At 37.3% G+C, this 21,502-nt stretch carries 14 protein-coding genes; 10 read left to right on the forward strand and 4 right to left on the reverse strand.

Annotation, left to right across the window (positions count from 1 at the left end):
- Nucleotides 1-120: 120 nt before the first annotated feature.
- Genes rfbA through BM143_RS14105 form a run of 4 tightly spaced genes read right to left on the reverse strand, consistent with a single transcriptional unit; the run spans nucleotide 121 to nucleotide 3,844 of the window.
- Nucleotides 121-984, reverse strand: coding sequence for a glucose-1-phosphate thymidylyltransferase RfbA (rfbA, locus tag BM143_RS14090; protein ID WP_034723931.1), 864 nt, complete (start codon nucleotides 982-984; stop codon nucleotides 121-123).
- A 3-nt stretch (nucleotides 985-987) separates the two neighbouring features.
- On the reverse strand, nucleotides 988-1,455 hold the full coding sequence (locus tag BM143_RS14095) for a hypothetical protein (RefSeq protein WP_228430840.1): 468 nt from the start codon (nucleotides 1,453-1,455) through the stop codon (nucleotides 988-990).
- Entirely contained in the window at nucleotides 1,448-2,527 is a 1,080-nt protein-coding gene (gene rfbB / locus BM143_RS14100) for a dTDP-glucose 4,6-dehydratase (RefSeq protein WP_034723929.1), read from the reverse strand. Before rfbB ends, BM143_RS14095 begins: the two co-directional genes overlap by 8 nt.
- The gene (locus BM143_RS14105) at nucleotides 2,528-3,844 is read right to left on the reverse strand and encodes a UDP-glucose dehydrogenase family protein (RefSeq protein ID WP_090025089.1); all 1,317 of its coding nucleotides are present in this window, start codon (nucleotides 3,842-3,844) and stop codon (nucleotides 2,528-2,530) included.
- 500 nt (nucleotides 3,845-4,344) lie between these two features.
- On the opposite strand from BM143_RS14105, the gene rimP reads away from it, so the two are divergent.
- The 10 genes from rimP (at nucleotide 4,345) to BM143_RS14155 (ending at nucleotide 21,460) form a co-directional block, all read left to right on the forward strand.
- Nucleotides 4,345-4,812: a ribosome assembly cofactor RimP gene (rimP, locus tag BM143_RS14110; RefSeq protein WP_090025090.1), complete on the forward strand. Its 468-nt coding sequence runs from the start codon at nucleotides 4,345-4,347 to the stop codon at nucleotides 4,810-4,812.
- Nucleotides 4,813-4,827: 15 nt separating this feature from the next.
- Nucleotides 4,828-6,063: a transcription termination factor NusA gene (gene nusA / locus BM143_RS14115; RefSeq protein WP_034723922.1), complete on the forward strand. Its 1,236-nt coding sequence runs from the start codon at nucleotides 4,828-4,830 to the stop codon at nucleotides 6,061-6,063.
- A gap of 80 nt (nucleotides 6,064-6,143) precedes the next feature.
- Nucleotides 6,144-9,119: a translation initiation factor IF-2 gene (gene infB, locus BM143_RS14120; protein WP_034723919.1), complete on the forward strand. Its 2,976-nt coding sequence runs from the start codon at nucleotides 6,144-6,146 to the stop codon at nucleotides 9,117-9,119.
- A gap of 941 nt (nucleotides 9,120-10,060) precedes the next feature.
- A complete protein-coding gene (locus BM143_RS14125; protein ID WP_090025091.1) occupies nucleotides 10,061-12,922 on the forward strand; it encodes a SusC/RagA family TonB-linked outer membrane protein in 2,862 nt (953 codons plus the stop codon).
- Between the two features lie 23 nt (nucleotides 12,923-12,945).
- On the forward strand, nucleotides 12,946-14,562 hold the full coding sequence (locus tag BM143_RS14130) for a RagB/SusD family nutrient uptake outer membrane protein (RefSeq protein ID WP_090025397.1): 1,617 nt from the start codon (nucleotides 12,946-12,948) through the stop codon (nucleotides 14,560-14,562).
- A 20-nt stretch (nucleotides 14,563-14,582) separates the two neighbouring features.
- A complete protein-coding gene (locus BM143_RS14135) occupies nucleotides 14,583-15,356 on the forward strand; it encodes a hypothetical protein (RefSeq protein WP_090025092.1) in 774 nt (257 codons plus the stop codon).
- A 17-nt stretch (nucleotides 15,357-15,373) separates the two neighbouring features.
- Nucleotides 15,374-16,021, forward strand: a complete 648-nt coding sequence (locus BM143_RS14140) for a hypothetical protein (RefSeq protein ID WP_139222050.1) — start codon at nucleotides 15,374-15,376, stop codon at nucleotides 16,019-16,021.
- Between the two features lie 385 nt (nucleotides 16,022-16,406).
- Nucleotides 16,407-19,289, forward strand: a complete 2,883-nt coding sequence (locus tag BM143_RS14145; RefSeq protein WP_090025094.1) for a SusC/RagA family TonB-linked outer membrane protein — start codon at nucleotides 16,407-16,409, stop codon at nucleotides 19,287-19,289.
- A 12-nt stretch (nucleotides 19,290-19,301) separates the two neighbouring features.
- Nucleotides 19,302-20,702, forward strand: a complete 1,401-nt coding sequence (locus BM143_RS14150) for a RagB/SusD family nutrient uptake outer membrane protein (protein ID WP_090025095.1) — start codon at nucleotides 19,302-19,304, stop codon at nucleotides 20,700-20,702.
- Nucleotides 20,703-20,785: 83 nt separating this feature from the next.
- Nucleotides 20,786-21,460 (forward strand): hypothetical protein, encoded by a 675-nt coding sequence (locus BM143_RS14155; RefSeq protein WP_090025096.1) that lies wholly within the window; start codon nucleotides 20,786-20,788, stop codon nucleotides 21,458-21,460.
- Nucleotides 21,461-21,502 lie beyond the last annotated feature (42 nt).

A 21,502-nucleotide genomic window follows, 5' to 3' on the forward strand; every position in this document is an offset into this window, starting at 1 on the left:
TAATGAATAAATTATCACATAAAACTGAAAACAACAACTAATGTATTAATATTTGTTATTATGAGCAAACAACTATCGACTATAAAGCCAATAGTTGTTAAGATTTATAATAATGTAATGTTATTTTTTGACAAGCTGCTTCAGGTATTCACCATAGCCACTTTTGCCATATTTTTCTGCAGTTTCAAGAAGTTTTTCTTCGTTGATGAATTTATTTCTGAATGCAATTTCCTCAATGCATCCTATTTTGAAACCCTGTCTTTTTTCGATAACGCTTACGAATTCAGAAGCATCATTCAGGGAATCAAAAGTTCCGGTGTCAAGCCATGCTGTTCCTCTGTCCAGAACGCCTACTTCAAGTTTTCCTTTGCTTAAATAAACGTTGTTCACATCTGTGATTTCAAGTTCTCCTCTTGCAGAAGGCTGGATGTTCTTAGCGATATTCACGACTTCATTATCGTAAAAATAAAGTCCGGGAACCGCATAGTTTGATTTTGGCTTTAAAGGTTTCTCTTCAATGGAAACGGCTTTAAAATCATCATCAAATTCTACAACTCCATATCGTTCCGGGTCTGAAACATGGTAGGCGAAAACGACTCCGCCATCCGGGTTGGTTTTGTTCTTTAGCAGTGTTCCCATTTCGGAGCCATAGAAAATATTATCTCCTAAGACTAATGCTACGGGATCGCTGCCAATAAAGGCATCACCTAAAATAAAGGCTTGTGCCAGTCCGTCCGGGCTTGGCTGTACCACATACTCAATGTTGCATCCGATTTGTGAACCATCTCCTAAAAGTTTGATAAATCCAGGCTGGTCGTGGGGTGTTGTGATGATCAGGATGTCTTTGATTCCTGCCAGAAGCAGTGTCGAAAGAGGGTAATAGATCATGGGTTTGTCGTAAACAGGCATTAGCTGCTTGCTCACGGCGATTGTAAGAGGGTAAAGTCTTGTTCCGGATCCTCCGGCCAATATAATTCCTTTCATCGGTTATTTTTTTATGTTTTCTATGGCGTAGTCTATTTGATTTTTGATATTAAGATCAATAGTCGGAGTCATTAAAAGAGCAGAATTTCCTCTGGACAAAGTGCCTCCGATAGTTTTATGAAATTGAATCAGTTCTTTTAAGTTTTCTTCCGGGATTAAAGAAAATGAACTGTACATTGAAACTTTAAAGCCGTCAAAATCAAAATTCTTAATGATACTTCTGGCCTGATCTTTAGTCAGTAGCTCCTTGGGTGGATCCACATCATAATCAAACATTTTAAGTTCAATGTATTCTTTGGCATAATTGATCAGTGCTTCCCTGTAATGTGAAACTTCTATAAATTCGTCGATAAGACGTTTTTGGGCTACATTGGCCATAGCCGGAGGTGGAAGGAGAGTCTGAGCTCCTGCCAGAGAAGAAATCACAAGAGAAAACAGCAGAATAATTGGCTTCATGATGGGTTTAATCATACTGTTTTTCGTAATACTTCTGGTAGTCTCCACTGGTGACATTCTCAAGCCATTCTTTGTTCTCAAGATACCAGTCGATGGTTTTACCTAAGCCTTCCTCGAAAGTTACAGACGGTTTCCAGCCTAAGTTTTTATTCAGCTTATCTGCATCGATCGCATAGCGTTTATCGTGCCCCGGTCTGTCTTTTACGAAGGTGATCAGTTTTTCAGAATAGCCTTCCGGTTTACCCAGTTTAGCATCCATCTGTTTGATCAGTTCTTTCACAAGATCAATATTCTGCCACTCGTTGAAACCTCCGATATTGTATGTTTCTCCGGTTTTAGCTTCGTTGAAAATCTGGTGGATTGCTCTGGCGTGATCTATCACATACAGCCAGTCTCTGGTATATTTCCCGTCACCGTAAATGGGTAATGGTCTTTCGTTGATGATATTCGAAATGCAAAGTGGGATCAGTTTCTCAGGGAAATGATTCGGTCCGTAGTTGTTGGAACAGTTAGATACGATGAATGGCATTCCGTAGGTGTTTCCATATGCTCTCACCAGGTGATCAGAAGCGGCTTTTGAAGCAGAATATGGAGATTGCGGATCATAAGCTGTTGTTTCCAGGAAGAATCCGGTTTCGCCAAGACTTCCGTACACTTCGTCTGTAGAAACGTGGTAGAATAAATGAGTTCTTTTTTCGTCCGGGAACCTTCCGTGGGTGTGATCAGGATTCAGTGTCCAGAATTCTTTACATAAATTAAGAAGATTGGCAGTTCCGTTAACGTTGGTATTGATGAATGCCATAGGATCAGTAATACTTCTGTCCACATGGCTTTCTGCTGCCAGATGCACAATAGCATCAGGATTGTATTTTTCGAAGATCTTTCTCAGTTCTTCCGGTTTTGTAATATCTGCTTTTTCGAAAACATAATTAGGCTCATTTTCAATGTCCTTCAGGTTTTCCAGATTTCCTGCGTAAGTAAGGGCGTCAAGATTAATGATCGTAGCATCCGGATTGTTTTTCACGAATTCTCTAACGACATGAGAGCCTATAAATCCGGCTCCCCCGGTAATAATTATATTTTTCATCTATTTATTTTCTATGGTCTTTCTACCTATACTCTTATAATGGAATCCATTCTGTTCAGGGATTTCCAGTGGATACATATTTCTTCCGTCAAAAATGACTTTGTTTTTCATTTTCTTGGCCATCAGTTCAAAATTAGGATTTTTAAACTCCGGCCATTCTGTAGCGATGAATAAAGCATCTGCACCTTCAAGGGCATCATACATTCCTTTGGCGTACTGTATTTTGTCACCCAGAAGTTTCTGTACATTACTTTCTGCTACCGCGTCATAGGCAGCAATTTCTGCGCCTTTCTCTAATAACAAGGCGATATTGTCTAAAGATGATGCTTCACGGATGTCATCTGTGTTGGCTTTAAAAGCAAGGCCCCACATCGCAATCTTCTTGCCTTTGATATCTCCTCCGAAGTATTTCTCAATCTCTGAAACCAGGATTACTTTCTGAGTGGTATTTACTTTTTCTGTCGCTTCCAGGATCTGGAAATTGAAATCTTCCTGAATTCCGGATTTGATAAGCGCTTTTACATCTTTCGGGAAACAGCTTCCACCATATCCGATTCCGGGGAATAAAAATCTGTGTCCGATCCTGTCATCGCTACCCATTCCAAGTCTTACTTTGTCTACGTCTGCACCTACTTTTTCACAGTAATTGGCGATCTCATTCATAAACGTAATTTTTACGGCAAGGAATGAATTGGCTGCATACTTTGTAAGTTCCGATGATTTCTCATCCATAAATATGATTGGAATTCCGGTATTGGTAAATGGCTGATAAATTTTAGCCATGACGCTTTTTGCTTTTTCGGAGCTGGCTCCTACCACCACTCTTGAAGGATTCATGGAATCTTCCACCGCAAAACCTTCTCTTAAGAATTCCGGGTTGGAAACCACATCAAAAGGAATGTTTGTTTTGGAAGCAATCACTTCTCTTACTTTGTCAGCAGTACCTACGGGAACGGTACTTTTATTGACGATGACTTTATATTCGGTCATCATTTCTCCAATATTGTTGGCTACCTGAATGACATAGGAAAGATCTGCAGAACCGTCTTCACCCGGAGGTGTAGGCAGTGCCAGATAAATCACTTCGCTTTTGTCTAAAGCTTCTTTCAGGTTAGTGGTGAAAAATAATCTCTCAGATTGGATGTTTCTTAAGAACATTTCTTCAAGGTTCGGCTCATAGATGGGAACTACGCCGTTTTTCATGCCTTCTACTTTTTTTTCATCAATGTCAACACAGTATACTGAATTGCCAAGTTCTGCCAGGGTAGTACCTGTAACCAGCCCTACATAACCCGTTCCTACAATTGTTATATTCAAAATGTCTGTTTTTAAATTTTAAGACAAAAATAATAAAAATACTTTCACCTGCTTGTTTAATTTACTTTAACCTGAGTTTGAGACTGAAAAAGGTGAATGGTCAATTTTGCTTCGCAAGTGAATGGGAAATGGCAGGGCTGAGAATAAAGAGCAAAGAGCAAAGAGCAAAGAACAAAGAACAAGGAACAAGGAATAAAGATTTCGACATCAGATTTTGCACTAAGACTCAGTAAAAGATTAATATTGGAAGTACAATGATTATTGAGAACACTCAAACTCTCTGACCCTCATACACTCAAACCCTAAAACTCTCTGACGCTCCAACTTTCAAGTCCGTATCCCGTAACTTTAACGAAAAATTGTAAGGTATTTACTTGATAATTAAGTAGATTTTGCTTTTTTAGAAAAAATGCGTATATTTGCAGTGGATTTACAGGAAAAAATGGGAAGGCTTCGGAAGAAAGCCTTTTTTCGTACTGGTAAATCAAGATATTTAATGTATGGAGTTTAGAAAAAGAATTGAAGAATTATTAAACGAATTCCTTGATAGCAGAGAGGATTTGTTTCTTGTGGATCTTAAATTTTCTACAGGAGATGACATTACTGTAATCCTGGATGGTGATAATGGAGTGACTCTTCAGGACTGCCTTGATGCAAGCCGTGCGATAGAGTTTAATATGGACCGTGAAGAGCATGACTTCAGCCTTCAGGTAATGTCTGCAGGACTGAGTGAGCCACTTTCGGCTCCCAGACAGTTCAAGAAGAATTTTGGAAGAGAGATCGAGGTATTGCTGAATGATGCTACCAAAATAGAAGGTGAACTGGCCAAAGTAGACGATGAGAAGATCACACTTATTTTACGCTACCGAAAACCGAAAGAGATCGGAAAAGGGAAAGTGGATGTGGAGGAGGAAAAAGAAATTCCTTACTCTGAGATAAAAAAAGCGTTAGTAGTAATTAAATTTTAAAAGAAAAAAGAATAGATGGATAATATAGCGTTGATTGAATCCTTTGGTGATTTTAAAGACGAAAAAGGGATCAGTAAGATTGATCTTATGGCAATTATTGAAGATTCACTGAAGACCCTTTTGAGAAAAAGATTTGATTCAGATGATCATTTTGATGTAATTGTGAACCCTGATAAAGGAGATTTTCAGATATTTTTAAATAAAACGATTGTAGAGGACGAGATGTCTGAAGATGATGATCTGGAAATCGAACTTTCTGAAGCTAAAAAAATTGACCCTACTTTTGAAGTGGGTGAAGATTTTACGATGGAAATTCCTGTTGCCCAATTGGGAAGAAGAAATATCCTTACTTTAAAGCAGATCCTGGCTACAAAACTTCAGGAGCATAATAATGCAATGCTTTATGAGCAGTTCAGAGACAAGATCGGGGAGATTGTAATTGGAGAAATTCACCACATCCGTCACAAGCATGTGATTTTATTGGATGATGAAGGGAATGAATTCATTTTGCCAAAAGAAAACCAGATCCCGTCCGACTTCTTTAAAAAGGGCGAAAATATCAGAGCTATTGTTGAAACAGTAGATTTTAAAGGTTCAAAACCACAGATTATTATTTCCAGAACTGCACCTAAATTCTTAGAGAAGTTATTAGAGCTGGAAATTCCTGAAATCCAGGACGGAACGATTATGCTTAAAAAAGTAGTAAGAATTCCTGGTGAGAAGGCGAAGATTGCAGTAGATGCTTACGATGACCGAATAGATCCTGTAGGAGCCTGTGTGGGTGTGAAGGGATCAAGAATTCACGGAGTGGTAAGAGAGTTGAGAAATGAAAACATCGATGTTATTCAGTGGTCTAAAAACGCTGAAATTTTGGTAAAGAGAGCTTTAGGAAATGTTACCATCAACAAAATTGACATCAACGAGGATTCAAACTATGCTTTAGTTTATACACCAGTTGAAGAGATTTCTAAAGTAATCGGGAAACAAGGTCAGAATATCAGACTGGCTTCTTGGTTGACAGGATATGAAATTGATGTATATAGAGAAGCTAGCGAGGATGACGACGTTGATTTGAGAGAATTTAACGATGATATCGAGCAGTGGATTTTGGATGAATTTAAGAAAGTAGGTCTTACTACTGCGAAATCAGTATTGGATAAGGATACAGAGAGTCTTTTAAATATGGTGGATCTTGAAGAAGAAACTATTGAAGATGTTAAACGTATTCTAAGAGAAGAATTTGAAGATTAAGATTTTTAAATAAATTTTAATAAACAGTAAAAAAGAAATACTTTAATTTTAAGAATTAAAAAAAATAGTAAATAATATAGATGCCAAAAATAAGATTAAATAAAGCGGTTAAGGAATTCAACATTTCGATGTCCAGATTAGTAGAATTTTTACAGTCAAAGGATTTCGAGGTTGAAAACAATCCTAACGCTCAATTAGAAGAAGCGGCATATTCTGCATTGGAGGCTGAGTTTGCCAAAGACGGTGAACAAAGAAAAGCTTCCCATGAGGTGGTGATCACCAAAGTTCCGGAAGAAAAACTGGAAATTGAGGAAAAGAAAACCCCTGAAGTAATAAGAGCTAAAGCAAACAAACCAGAAACTAAGATTTTAGGTAAAATAGATCTTGAACCTAAAGCCCCTGAAGTGGAAGAAGTGCCTGTTGCACCCGTAGCAGCACCTGTACCTGTGGCAGCACCGGTAGAAGAGAAGAAGAAAGAAGAAGTTGTGGCTGAACCGGAAGTAAAAGCTGCTCCTGAAAAGCAGGAATTCAAAGTTCTGGATAAAATTGATCTGTCCCAAATAGAATCTAGAAATAGACCTGTAAAAAAAGATAAACCCAAAATGGAGGAGAAAAAAGAAGAGGAAAAACCGGCAGAACCTGTGAAAGAAACTCCAAAGCAGCCAGAGCCTGCTGCTGAAAAGAAAGCAGAGCCTCAAAAACCAGCTGAGCCTGAATCTCAGGAACCTCAGAAAATAGAAACCGTTTATCAGAAACTTGATGGTCCTAAGATCGTAGGTGAAAAGATAGACTTAACGCAATTTGCACCAAAACCTGGTTCAGGCGCTAAAAAGAAAAGAAAGAGAATTGAAAAACCGGGAGGCCCGAATCAACAAGGCCAGGGGAACAATCAAAACTCAGGAAATAATAACAATAACCAGGGAGGCCAGGGTAACAACCGTCCTCAAGGTCAGGGAGGCCCAGGAGGAAACCGTCCGCCAGGACAAGGTGGCCCGGGAGGTAACCGTCCACCAGGACAAGGAGGTCCGGGAGGAAATCGTTTTGGAAATAACCAGGGAAATCGTCCACCAGGTCAGGGAGGCGGATTCAAGAAAGGTCCAGGCGGTGGAAACAACAACAGACCAGGGCAAAGAACCATGCCTGTTGAGCTTACCGACGAGCAGGTTAAAAACCAGATCAAGGAAACTCTTGAAAAACTAACCAACAAAGGAGGTAAGTCTAAATCTGCTAAACACAGAAAAGATAAGAGAACGTACCGTAGAGAACAGGACGAACGTCAGCAGGAGATCGATGCTCAGGACAGAACATTAAAAGTAACTGAATTCATCACAGTAGGTGAATTGGCAAGTTTAATGAACGTTTCTCCTACAGAAGTTATTTCTGCTTGTTTCTCCCTTGGGGTAATGGTAACCATGAACCAGAGACTTGAAGCTGATACCTTATTATTGGTAGCTGATGAATTTGGTTTTAAAATTGAATTCTCAGATGCTGACTTAGAAGAAGTAGAATCTGAAGAAGATATGGATACTGAGGAAGATCTTTCTTCCAGAGCACCAATTGTAACTGTAATGGGTCACGTTGACCACGGTAAAACGTCCCTACTTGACTACATCAGAAAGACTAACGTTATTGCTGGTGAATCAGGAGGTATTACGCAGCACATTGGAGCATACAACGTAAAATTAGAAAACGGACAAAGAATTACATTCTTAGATACACCGGGTCACGAAGCGTTTACCGCGATGAGAGCCAGAGGTGCTCAGATCACCGATATTGCCATTATTGTAATTGCAGCGGATGATGATGTAATGCCACAAACGAGAGAAGCTATTTCTCACGCACAGGCTGCAGGAGTACCAATGATCATTGCATTAAACAAAGTGGACAGACCAAGTGCTAATCCTGATAATATCCGTCAGCAACTTTCAGGGATGAATATCCTTGTAGAAGAGTGGGGTGGAAACGTTCAGGCGCAGGAAATTTCTGCGAAGTTCGGTAACAATATGGATGTTCTATTGGAAAAAGTATTACTTCAGGCAGAGATGCTTGATCTTAAAGCTAATCCGGATAGAGCCGCTCAGGGTGTTGTGATTGAAGCTTCATTAGATAAAGGAAGAGGATATGTAGCTACCATGCTGGTACAAACGGGAACTTTAAGAGTAGGAGACTATGTAGTTGCCGGTAAAAACCACGGTAAGGTAAAAGCAATGCTTGATGAAAGAGGAAGAAACCTTAAGGAAGCTGGTCCTTCAATTCCTGTTACTATTCTAGGTTTAGATGGAGCACCTACAGCAGGTGATAAGTTCAAAGTATATGCAGATGAAAGTGAGGCTAAAACCATTGCCAACAAGAGAGAGCAGTTACAGAGAGAACTTTCTATCAGAACTAAGAAGCATACTACGCTTGAAGAACTTGGAAGAAGAATTGCCTTAGGAGAATTCAAGGAATTGAATATTATCCTTAAAGGTGACGTGGATGGTTCAGTTGAAGCATTATCTGACCAGTTACAAAGATTATCTACAGCAGAGATCAATGTAAATATCCTTCACAAAGGAGTTGGACAGATCACTGAATCTGACGTTAACTTAGCAACTGCTTCTGATGCTATTATCATCGGATTTAACGTAAGAGCCGGAGCCAATGCTAAAGAATTAGCAGATAAAGAAGAAATCGAGATCAGAACATACTCAGTAATTTATGCTGCAATTGATGAGGTGAAAGAAGCCATGGAAGGTATGCTTTCTCCGGAAATCAAAGAACAGGTAATGGGTAACGTTGAGATCAGAGAAGTATTCAAAATCTCTAAAGTAGGAACAATCGCAGGTTGTATGGTTCTTTCAGGAAAAGTAACGAGAAGCTCGAAAGTAAGAGTACTGAGAGACGGTATCGTGAAATTCGACGGAGAACTTGAAAGCTTGAAGCGTTTCAAAGATGACGTAAGAGAAGTAACGAAAGGTTACGAATGTGGTCTGAACCTAAAAGGATACAACGATATCGAAGTCGGAGATATTCTTGAAGTTTACGAACAAGTAGCTGTTAAGAAAAAACTGAAATAACAGTTTTCTAACTATAAATATAAAACCACTTTCCCAGGAAAGTGGTTTTTTTTGTTTTATAATTTTCAATCTTTTGCCGGTCTTGGAATAAATAGATAATATTCGCTGATCCATGCCTATAAGGTGCTAAAGCTGGCGATTTATAGCTTAAATAGTTCTGTTGTTTGTCTTAATGAAAGTCTTTGGATTAGATTTAATAGGGAAGCAGTATTTGTCTTTAATGATGTAAAGAAAAAAATGGATGCTCTAAGCTGTAATGAATTTATTGATTTCTTAAAATAGCTTCACTGAATTTTATATTAACTGCTAAACGAAAATAATGCCTGTCATTCTTGTTTCTATCAGTGATGTAATCTTAATTTTCTTAACCTAAACTTAGGTTAAATTATGTTAAAATGGACCTGTTTAATTTTTGAACTGAAAACAATTATTGGAACTGAAATAATGACTGTTGAGAAGATATTTGGTTAAAATTGATCGTTAAATTGATATTTTGACCCGGTTACTGCTTGAATTAAAGGAAGTTACAAAAGGTGTTAAAAACGACCTGTTTTTTTACGACATAATTGGGTGTGAAATCTTTGGGAGCCCTTGTTATGACGGGAAAGTAGAGATAGAAATTGTATGATTTTTTTACTTTTAAATTTGTAATTACATGAAAATCATACTATTGTGAATTAATATAGCTTTTTTATTTACATTAATTTATAATGATTCTAAATTAATAATTTAACATTTTATCGAATTAAGTAAAAACAGTTAAAATTGCATTATAAATTAAATTTTAATTAATTATTTTGCGTTTTTATTGATTAATAATTATTCAATAGTTGGTGTTTTTTAGTGTAGTGATAAAATATTTCAATGTGTTTTTGTTGGCTTATTTGTAAATATTGGGATTTATTAACATATTTGTCACATGGATATTAAAATTTGTTAATATGAATGTTAAAATACGTGTATTGAGTGTTGGTGTTCTGTTTTTCTTAAACGGAATGTATAATGCCCAAAAAACTAAAACCGACACAGCCAAGACAAAAGATATTGAGGAAGTTGTGGTCCTCGGTTACAATAGAACCCTGACAAAGCCTAAAGATGTAAGTGCAAACACGACCATCAGTGCTGAAGTTATGGAAAATAGACCGAACGTGAGTTTCCTGAATTCATTACAGGGATCTGCGCCGGGTGTGACTATTGCGTCAAATTCCGGTTCTCCGGGATCTGCAAAGATAGATCTTGTGATCAGAGGTATTTCTTCCCTTTCTGCGGATACTGAGCCTTTGGTAATTATTGATGGTGTGCCTACAGGAGCTAATCAGTTCAGGAATTTAAATGCTGAAGATATAGAGTCTATTTCTGTCCTTAGAGATGCTGCTGCTACTTCCATTTATGGGAACAGAGGAGCAAACGGGGTATTGCTTGTAAGAACTAAAGGTGGAAAATTTAATGCTAAACTTAAGTTAAGCTATTCTGCCATGACAGGGGTGAGTGTAATGCCTAAAAATAAGTACAATATTGCCGACTCTCATCAGTTACTTAAAATTCAAAAGAACGGAGGGACTGCATTGCTTGGTAGTACGCTGACTGATCAGCAGATTGCTGAGTATCCTGTAGATACGGACTGGGAGAAAGTTTTCTTCAAGGCTGATGTGACACAACAGCATAATATTTCTGCTACTTTCGGAGGTGAAAATACATCGGTATATTCTTCCTTAGGATATTTGGAGCAGGGAGGACTTGTGCCTAATACAAAGTTTCAAAGATTTACATTTAGAAATAATATTACCGGTAGATCCGAAGATAAAAGATTTAACTATACGGCTATTATTGGTTTAGGATATTCTAAAAGAAGTCAGTTAAACCAGGAGAATAATTCCGGGGTCAACGGTAACGTTGTGCAGAATCCTTTACTTGGATCATTTATAGCGCTACCTTATGTAAAGTCCGGCCAGTACGGCTCAGGTAGAGATTTATTCAATGCCATCGGTACGGCTTCTTCAGCAACGGGTAACTTCGCGTATGTTCTGGAAGATGTACTGAGAGGAGACCAGTCTGTATTTGGTAAGTTTAATGAAACTTCTGTTTTTGCAAGTGCTACAACTTCTTATAAATTAACAGACGACATCACCTTAAACAACAGAACCGGAGCAGATTTAAAAATCGGAAATTCATTTGCCGGAAGAAACCCTAAAGGATATCTGTCGATTGTTGTGGCATCTACCTCAGGAATTGAGTATGGTGGAAGTGAGACAATTGTTAATTCCAGAGAATTAAACTTCACTACGGTTACTAGTGCAAACTATAATAAAGTTTTTGGAGAGCATACTGTTGGAGCGGGTATTTATATGGAATATAATAAAGTCCATTTCTATAACAGTACTCAGGTTCAGAACGGATTGGATCCTAAAACCTTCGCTATTGGCGCGGGTACAGGATATATTCCTTTTGATCCGGACAAAGATATTTATGTTCCTGCAGTGGGAGCTAATAAAATTACAGCAGGAGCTCTTTCATATTTTGCTACGGTAGATTACGATTATAAAGACAAATATGGCTTCAGTGGAACCATCAGAAGAGATGGTAACTACAGATTTGCTCCAGGTAATAAATGGGGTACATTCTGGTCTGTAGGAGGCCGTTGGAATATTGATAAAGAAGGGTTTATGGATGGATCTTTCTTTGATATGCTGAAATTAAGAGCATCTTACGGAACACAGGGTAATGCTAACGTTATTGCTGCTGCGGATGATACCAACCCAATGTTGCTGGCCACAGGGATCAGTAGAGAAATTAATGTGGTAGGAAATGGATACGGAAATACACCGGGATATTTTCTGAATACAATCCCGAACCCTATTGTACAATGGGAGGAAATTAAGCAAGGGAATATTGGTGTTGATTTTAAGTTGTTGAAAAACAAACTTGAAGGAAATGTGGACGTGTACAGAAAAAATACAGACATGTTGTATTACAATATTCCGTCTTCTGCAATTACAGGACAATATAACTACAGAGGAAATTACGGTAGTTTGAAAAACGAAGGGGTAGAACTTGTATTAAGATATAATGTTTTAATGAACCCGGACTACAAACTTACTTTCTTTGCCAACGCTTCTTATAATGAAAATAAAATTACCAAACTTCAGGTTCCTGTAACTACAGGTTCGTTATTGCTGGAAGAAGGTGGAACTATTAATGAATGGAATCTTGTTCCTTATCTTGGGGTAAATCCTAATACCGGAAATGAACTTTATCTGGATTCTAATGGCGCTGTTTCAGAGCAGGCTTTGGATAAAGACAGAAGAAAGACCGGTAAAAATTATTTCCCTAAATACACAGGAGGTTTCGGTTTTAATACTGAATATAAAGGATTCTTCCTTGATGCCTTGTTCTCTTTCCAGGCTAAATTCTGGAGATCAGACAATCAGTTATCATGGGCATTAAATCCTGCTTATATGAGAGCTGGGTACAACGTATCATCAGATTTACTGAATGCATGGACGCCTGATAATCGTGAAACAGATATTCCTTCTTTAAATGCACCTGTTTCAGGTATTACAGATAGATTGCTGTTTGATGCATCTTTCCTAAGGCTTAAAAATGTAACATTAGGATATAATGTTCCGAAAAAGTTTTTTAATTCAAATTCGGTGATTAAAACTGCCAGAATTTTTGTTCAGGGTGAGAATATTGCAACATGGACAAAATGGAGAGGTTATGATCCTGAGGGACTGGGAACGTTTCCTTTAAGTGTTTATCCTAACCCGAGAACCTACTCGCTAGGGGTTAACTTAGAATTTTAATTTTACTACTAATGAATTTCAATATGAAAAATATATTTAAAATAGCAATTTTATCCGCATTTGTTTCCATGGGATTGTCTTCGTGTAATGATGCTTTGGATATTATTCAGGATGGAGAATTGAATGCAGAGAATACATTTGTAGATACCGAAGATATGAACAAGTATCTTAACGGAACTGTTTATTCGGGACTGGATATTACAAATGGTTTGTTTTTCTCAGGACAAATGACCGATGAATTAGGCATGGGGCCACAGAATAGCGAATTGGCTTTAAGTGCGCATCAGTTTTATTTGGATGTAACCAATGGATTTGTAGCGAATATATGGTTGGGAAATTATACAACAATCAACAGAGTAAACAGACTTTTGGAAGGAGCTGCTAAAATAACTCCGGCAGCTGCAGATCAGGCAAAATATAATAATATCATAGCCCAGGCAAGATTGATAAGAGCTTTCTCTTACTTTACGCTGGAATCTTATTTTTCCACGAATATGAAAGATCCTGCTGCTTTAGGGGTTATGTTGATCGATCGCGTTCCGGGCCAGTCAGAAACTGCGCCAAGGGTGAATAATTCAGAGATCTTTGCGTTTATCGATGCTGATATTGCTTATGCTCAAACAAATTTAGCAGCTAATAACGGTGATTATTACCGAATTGGCGCCAACTTTTTAAACGCCTTTAAAGCAAGATATTATCTGTATAGAGGAATGTATCCTCAGGCTAAAACTGCGGCGCAGGCCGTATTGACTTCTTCCGGTTTAGTGCTGACTCCTTTGGTGAACGCTAGTATCCCTGGTTCTGCTCCGGGAAGTCTGGCGCAAAATAATGCGGCACACATAGCATTGAATGGTTATCTCACAAGAAATCCGTATGCAAAAATGCTTAATAATACCAGTCAGGGAGAGATGATTTTTGCATTGAACAGACCTATTGTTGGAGCGTGGGGGAATATTGGTGCCTCACTTGCTTCGAATACTTCCAGTTTGAGCGGTTCTATCCTGTATGATATGGGACGAAGAACATTTAATTTATTAGCTCAGGTGAATGGAGATATCAGAAGATACGCTTATATTGATCCTACTGCAAAGATTGACGCAGGATACGCTACCATTTCTACCTATAGAGATGCTGATGTCCTGGTTATAGATAAATACCCGGGAAGACCTAAGCTTTTACCGGATCCTACCACTGCAGATATCTACAGAGAAAAAATAGCCTCCCAGGCTCCGTTAAGAAATGATCTTCCTGTATTCAGGTTGTCTGAAATGTATTTCATTCTGGCTGAATGTGCAGTTGAAGAAGGTAATTACGGTGTTGCTGCAGGCTATGTTAAAAATGTAAGAGATGCAAGGAATTATGTGGCTCCGGTTCCTATGCCTGTTTATGCAGGTAAGCCGGCTGCGTATACGGATATCCTACTTGAAAGAAGAAAAGATCTTTATCTGGAAGGACACAGATATTTGGATTTAAAAAGACTTGGAGCTATTGCTGGAGTAGCTATTGATAGAGATCCTACAGATGATCTTAAATCAATTCCTGTTACCATTCCAATTGACGATTACCGTATGAAGTCTTTACCTATTCCTAGAGCTGAGACTCAGGGGAATCCTACTATTCAACAAAATCCAGGGTATTAATTTTTTTTAAAAATTAGAAAATGAAAACATTTAAATATTTATTTATAGCACTATTCTCAGCCACAGCATTTTCCTGTACCAATGAGGAGATTCATTATGAGGATGATCCTTACTTAAATTTTATCACGGCCAGTTCTCAGGAATTGGTTGATCAGGGAAGTGGCTCGAAAATTGTAGAACTGCAGTATGGAACGCTTGTGAAGGTTCCGAGTGCAGAAGTGAGCCTGGTAGTTGATCCTACATCTCAATTAAAAGAAGGCGTTGATTTTCAGTTCATGGGACCAAGTAATCCATCCGGTAATTTTGATGGCAAAATATCAATCAAATTATTAGAGACCGGTGCTAGTCCTGAAGGAAAAAATGCAGTGTTCAGATTGACTTCACCAACTATTCAGAATGGAGTTATTACACCGGTGCATACAATGACTGTAGCACTGAAGTGTCCACTGGCATATTTCCTGGCAGGTAATTTTAAAGCGACAATGCCGTTTTTTGGCGGGACATATGATGCTGTCATTGCTGCAGGGCCTGATGCTAATACTTTATTGTTAAAAGATTATTATGCAAATGGATATGATATTAAATTAACTTATAATCCATCTACTGGTGCTATTACAATTCCTACTCAGCAGACAGGATATATGCATCCTACGTATGGAATGGTAAGTATCAGACAGGTAGCGGCTACAGCTTCAACCGTTAATTTCTGTACAAGGAAAGTTGTGCTGAGCTATCAGCCGTTTGTGGCTGCCGGTAGTTTTGCAGCGGTAATTGATAATATTGTTGGTAATTAATAATCTAAATATTGTTTATGAAAAAGTTAAGTCTTGTTTTATCTCTGTTTTCAATGGGTTTTTATTTTTCCCAGAGTACTGTTTTGCATAATCTGAATAATAACAGATTAATGTCTCAGGCAGTTAATAAAATTGGAGTGGCTGAGTTGGCTGATAAAGAATTTGTGGGATCTCCGTTTCTTGAGTCTCAGTTTTTACCATCTACCATCAAAGGCGAAAATGGGACTTACCTTTTAAGGTATAATATTTATAATGATGAGATTATTTTAAAAGATGGCGATAAATATTTCAAGGTTCCGAAAGATGGAATAGATTATTTATACATAAACGGTAAATATGTTATCAGATTGATAAACGGAAGCTATTATGTACAGTCATCTTCTGAAAAAGGTAATTACACAATTGTAAAAAAAGAAAGTGTAAAATTTACAGAAGGTAAGGTTTCGGAAAATGCATATGGACAGAATCTTCCTGCGAAATTTACTCCATTGAAGCCTGAATATTTTTTGTATAATACTGAAAATAAAGTGCTGACTCCTGCAAAGGCTGAAGATCTTAAAAAAGCTCTTCCCTCTAAGGAAAGTAATTTAGACACTTTTTTTAAGAAAAATAAATTAAAAAAACCGGAGGATTATAATGCCTTATTGGAGGTAATTGTAAACTAAGGTTTGACAATGGAAACAAAGGATATTTCGGTATTCTTTGTTTTTATTGTTAAGTATAAAATGCCGTTTTAATATAGTATAAGTAAACATTTTACTTTTTTTAATAATATTTTAATTACAAATTACATTTTAAGAAAAATGTAATTTGTAATAATTCTAAATAATATTCATAAGACTAATAATAATTAGTTAAAAAAAATAACAAGCGTGAAAAAAAAATATTTATACAAATAAAAGCCGGAGGTTATTGTTTAATCTGCGTTGTTTCACGGATTGCTTAAAAACGATAAGCAAAAGGATGCTGCTGCTTACATACTTGTAAGATTTGTTCATATTAATATTTATTAACATATTTGCCAATTAAAATATATTAAAATTTGTTAATATGAATGTTAAACTACGTGTATTAAGTGCTGGAGCATTGTTCTTTTTGGGACAAACCGCTTTTGCGCAAAAAGCGAAAAAAGACACAGCATCTACTACTCAGATTGAGGAGGTGGTGATGGTCGGATTCGGACAGAAGAAAACGGTGCAGGAAATTACAGGATCAGCAAGTACGATGACAGCTAAGTCTATCGAAGATATTCCTGTGGCTTCAGTTGACAAAATGTTACAAGGTAGAGTTACAGGTGTTCAGACGGGTAGTGCATCCGGTCAGCCTGGAGGTTTTGCCAATGTAAGAGTGAGAGGTATATCTTCTATTAATGGAGTAACATCGCCAATCTATATTGTTGATGGTGTTAGAGTTGCAAACGGAAGTTTAGGAACTGCCAATGGAACATCTTCACTTACCAACATTCTTGCCAACCTAAGTCCTGATGATGTTGAAAGTATTACTGTATTGAAAGACGCTGTTTCTACAGCTGTTTATGGTGCGGATGCAGGTGCAGGGGTAATCGTAATTACCACTAAATCTGGAAAAAAAGGAAAACCTAGATTTAACTTGTCATTTAACAGTGGTTTTAACCAACAGGCTGTAGATATGGCAAGAAACTACTCTGCGGGTGAGTATAAAACTTACCTGAGAGATATGTTCAATAACTCATTGAACTCAAATTACTCTATTGAACAAATTGCCGCTGGGCAGTTAAGCGGTAAAATTTCAGCTTCTGCAAATGCGCAGGCAGTTGGGATTATGTCTTCTCCATACGACACGAACTGGTTAGATATTGTAAGAAAAGACGGGTATCAGCAGAATGCTGACTTCAGCATATCTGGAGGTAATGATAAGTTTACGTATTATGCTGCGGCGAATATGTTTGAGCAAAACAGTATCATTATGAACTCATTCTTCAAGAGATTATCATATACTACTAAATTAAGCTACCAGGCAACAGATAAATTAAAGATTAGTACAGATTTCCAGATTTCTCACAGTAAAACAAGAACTTTGAGTGATGGAGGTGCGTTCTCTAATCCAATGTTGGCTCAATATTTCAATAGACCAACTGATCCGGCAAGAAACCCTGATGGTTCTTGGTATCTTGGAAATCCAGCAAACAGCAGATTGAGTAATAACCAATTTAACGTTGGATACTTACTTGAGAATAACTACATTCAGGCTGGAACATTCAGAGCTTTTGCCAACTTAAATGTTGAATACAAGATTCTAAAGAATTTAACGTATAGATTTGTGTTCTCTCCTGAATATGTGAATTTGGAAGAAGACACTTATTGGAACCCTCTTCACGGTGATGGGTATACATATGGCGGATACCAGAGAACTTCTATGAACAGATATTTCAACTTTAACGTTCAGAATATCTTAGATTATTCTCAAAAATTTGGAAAACATAACGTTGGGGCATCCTTAATTCAGGAAGCATATAAGACTGATAGAAAGTTCTTAATGGCTACAGGAATTACAGTAGGTACTCCTTCACTTGAAACTTTAAGTAACTTTATTGTGCCTTATGGTTTCTCTGGTACAAGAGGAACTTCATCCAGATATGGATATGCAGCAACCGGACACTATGATTATGACAAATTAATCTTAGTTGATGCTTCTTACCGTAGAGACGTACTTTCCCAGTTTACTCCTGGTAGTAAAGCAGGGAACTTCTGGTCTGTTGGAGCAGGTGTAGATTTAGCAAGATTGAACTTTGTGAAAGACATGAATGTTATTTCTATGGCGAAGTTCAGAGCATCATATGGTAAATTAGGAAACCAGGTCACAGCTAACCCTTATGCGCTTTATCTATATGATATCAATTATAATGATAATGCGGCAGCAAGATACTATAACGTATACAACCCTAATTTATCTTGGGAAACTGTTAACCCATTCAACGTTGGGCTAGACTTAGGTTTCTTAAGAAACAGAATTACAGTTACAGCTGAATACTATAACAAGAAAACAAACGACCTGATCTATAACCTTCCATTATCTCCATCACAAGGAGGAATCACTAATGATAATGGTACTCTAAGATATGGGGTTATGCTTGATAACGTAGGAACACTTGTTAATAAAGGTTTTGAATTCAATGTAAATGCTGAAATCTTTAAAGGAGACAGAAATCAAGTGAACTGGTCTGTTGGAGCCAATCTATCTACCCTTAAGAATGAAATTACAGAATTGTATGGAGGAACTGTTAATACAGCTACAACTACACTTAGAGTTGGAGAAGGAGCTCGTTCTTTCTATCTTAGAAAATGGGCTGGTGTAGATTCAGCTAATGGTGATCCACTATGGTACCTTAATGGTAAAGACGGGGAAACTACTAATGATTACAACAAAGCACAGCAAGCTGTTCAAGGGTCATTCCTGAGCACAATATTCGGTGGGGCTAATACAAGTATTTCATACAAAGGATTTGCTTTAGATCTTCAGTTTACTTACGGATTCGGAGGTAAGATCTATGATAACTGGGCTAACTATACTTACAGTGACGGACAGTATTCTCTAAACTATCCAGGATACGGAGATGCTATGGGAGATTATTGGACGCCTCAGAATACAGGAGCTTCAAATCCGAAGCCAATGTATGGAGGTAACAAGCTTTCTAACCAGGCTTCAACAAGATATTTATATGATGCGGATTATATCAGATTGAGCAATGCAAGATTCGGATATACATTTACAGGTGATTTCTTGAAAGGTTCTGGACTTAATTCTGTACAGGTTTATGTAATGGCTAATAATGCTTGGACTCATAACTTTGATGACAGATTGAAATTTGATCCGGAGACTAATATTTCAGGAACAACTAATTTAAGTTTACCGGTATTAAAGTCTTATCTATTTGGTGTTAATGTTAGCTTCTAAAAAAGAGAAAAAATGAATAAAATAATAAAAATAGGATTATTGTCAATCGGTGTTGCTGCTACCAGCATATCATGTTCCGATGACTTTGTAGAAAGAGAATTCTTCCAGGAGGTACAGCAGGCTCCACTTAAAACTGACAACGAAGTTCAGGCTTTTGTTAGAGGTGGATATGAGTCTATGAGAGCTACTGCATATTACGGAGCGGACTTTATGGCATATGGAGAAGTAAGATCTGATGAAATGATCAGTAATCTGGCTGGCGGGTATTATCAGAATGTAATGAATTATACCATGCTTTCTAATGATAGATATGCTGTAGATACATATAACAAGATCTATGAATTGGTTGCTAAGGCTAATGTTGTAATTAATACAGACATAGCTGGTATCCAGGGAACAGATGCAGATCGTAAAAATTCAACGTATGCACAAGGGCAGGCTTATGCATTAAGAGCAATTGCTTTTTTTGATGCTTTAAGACTGTACGGACAAAAATATATTGCAGGAGGAGAATCTTTAGGGATTGTAATGCCATTAAAGTATGATCCGAAAGCAGTTATGCCAAGAGCTACTATTGCACAGACTGAAGCACAGATTGATGCTGACTTTACAAAGGCAATTGAATTGATGACAGCTAATGGAAATCCTTTAAATGCTAATAAAACTGAACTTACGGTATTTTCTGTAAAAGGCTTAATGTCAAGATTTTATCTTTACAAAGGAGATTATGCTAAAGTTAGAACGCTTACAAGTGATCTTTATGGTAAGTTTAGTGTTGCACCTGCTGCATTACTACAGGAAACATTTAGATTTACAATGAATGGTGCTGCTCCTAACTCTATTTTTGAATTAGCAGTAGGAATCAATTCATCTTTATCTACAGGATCTTACAGACAAAGACTTAACCCAAATGGGTATGCGAATCTTGTAGTAAATGCAAGTACTCAGGCGGCTTATGATACCAATGATGTAAGAAGATTATTTATTACATTAACCGGAGGACAAAGATTCCTATCATTCAACTCTAATGCTAATGGTGTTGGAAAATATACTCAGGGAGTTGGTGCAGATAATATCAAAATGCTTCGTTACGAAGAAGTATTATTGAATGGTGTTGAAGCAGAATTGAACGGTGGTAGTGCTACAAAAGCTCTTGAATATTACAATCTGATTGTACAGAATAGAGGATTGCCTGCTGCAGGTTCTGTTGACCTTGATAAACTTAAATTGGAAAGAATGAAAGAACTTCTTGGTGAAGGTCTTAGACAGTGGGATTTAAGAAGATGGGGTGTTGCTATTGCTAGACCAGCTACAGCAAGTACAAACCAGGATCTTAATGCATTCCCGATTCCAAGACAGGAAACTGACTTAGCGGGTACGCCGGTTAAATCTAACCCTGGATATGACAACTAATAATTAATTACATAATTATTAAATATATCAGCCACTTCTTTATGAAGTGGCTTTTATTTTACTATTTTTGTTAAAATGTTACTATGAAAAAGATTTTTTTAATTGTATTTGGTTTCACTATTTCTGTAGTGGAGGCGCAGGCCGGAAGTGAGAATGTATCCTATTCTACTGAAAATATTTTTATGCGGGCAAACAGGCCTACAACCAAAGAATATGTAATAGATGGAAACCCTTATACAACTGGGGAGAAATTCAATAAAGTAATGATTAAAGGCTTTAGTAAAGATGTTCAGGATCTTCGTTACAATGCCTATGAAGATGAAATGGAATTTAAAAACGGAGAAGAACTTTTTTATGTCAATAAAGGAACAAATATCAAAATTCAGTTTCCGGACCTTAAAAAGACTTATGAATCTCTGACCTACACTTACGATGGTAAATCAAAATCCGGATACCTGGTATTGCTGGTAGATAATCCAAAATTTTCTCTGTACAAAAGAGAAAAGATGGAACTTTTAAAAGGTGAAAAAAGCACCAATTCATATACAAAGGATGCCAACGATTATTATGCAAAAGAAACAGATCTCTATCTGGTAGCCAAAGACAAAAAGTTTTCAAAATTTCCAAAGAATGTTTCAGAAGCATCAGGGATTTTTTCAATAGACAAAAAGGAGCTTGAAACCTTTGTGAAATCCAATAAAATCAATTTCAACAAAGAACCGGATATGATAAAACTGGTAGAATTTGTAAACAAGTAAACACCATATATAAACCCCTGCCATTCGCAGGGGTTTTTGTTT

This window comes from Chryseobacterium oleae, from assembly GCF_900115055.1.
Classification (GTDB): Bacteria; Bacteroidota; Bacteroidia; order Flavobacteriales; family Weeksellaceae; genus Chryseobacterium; species Chryseobacterium oleae.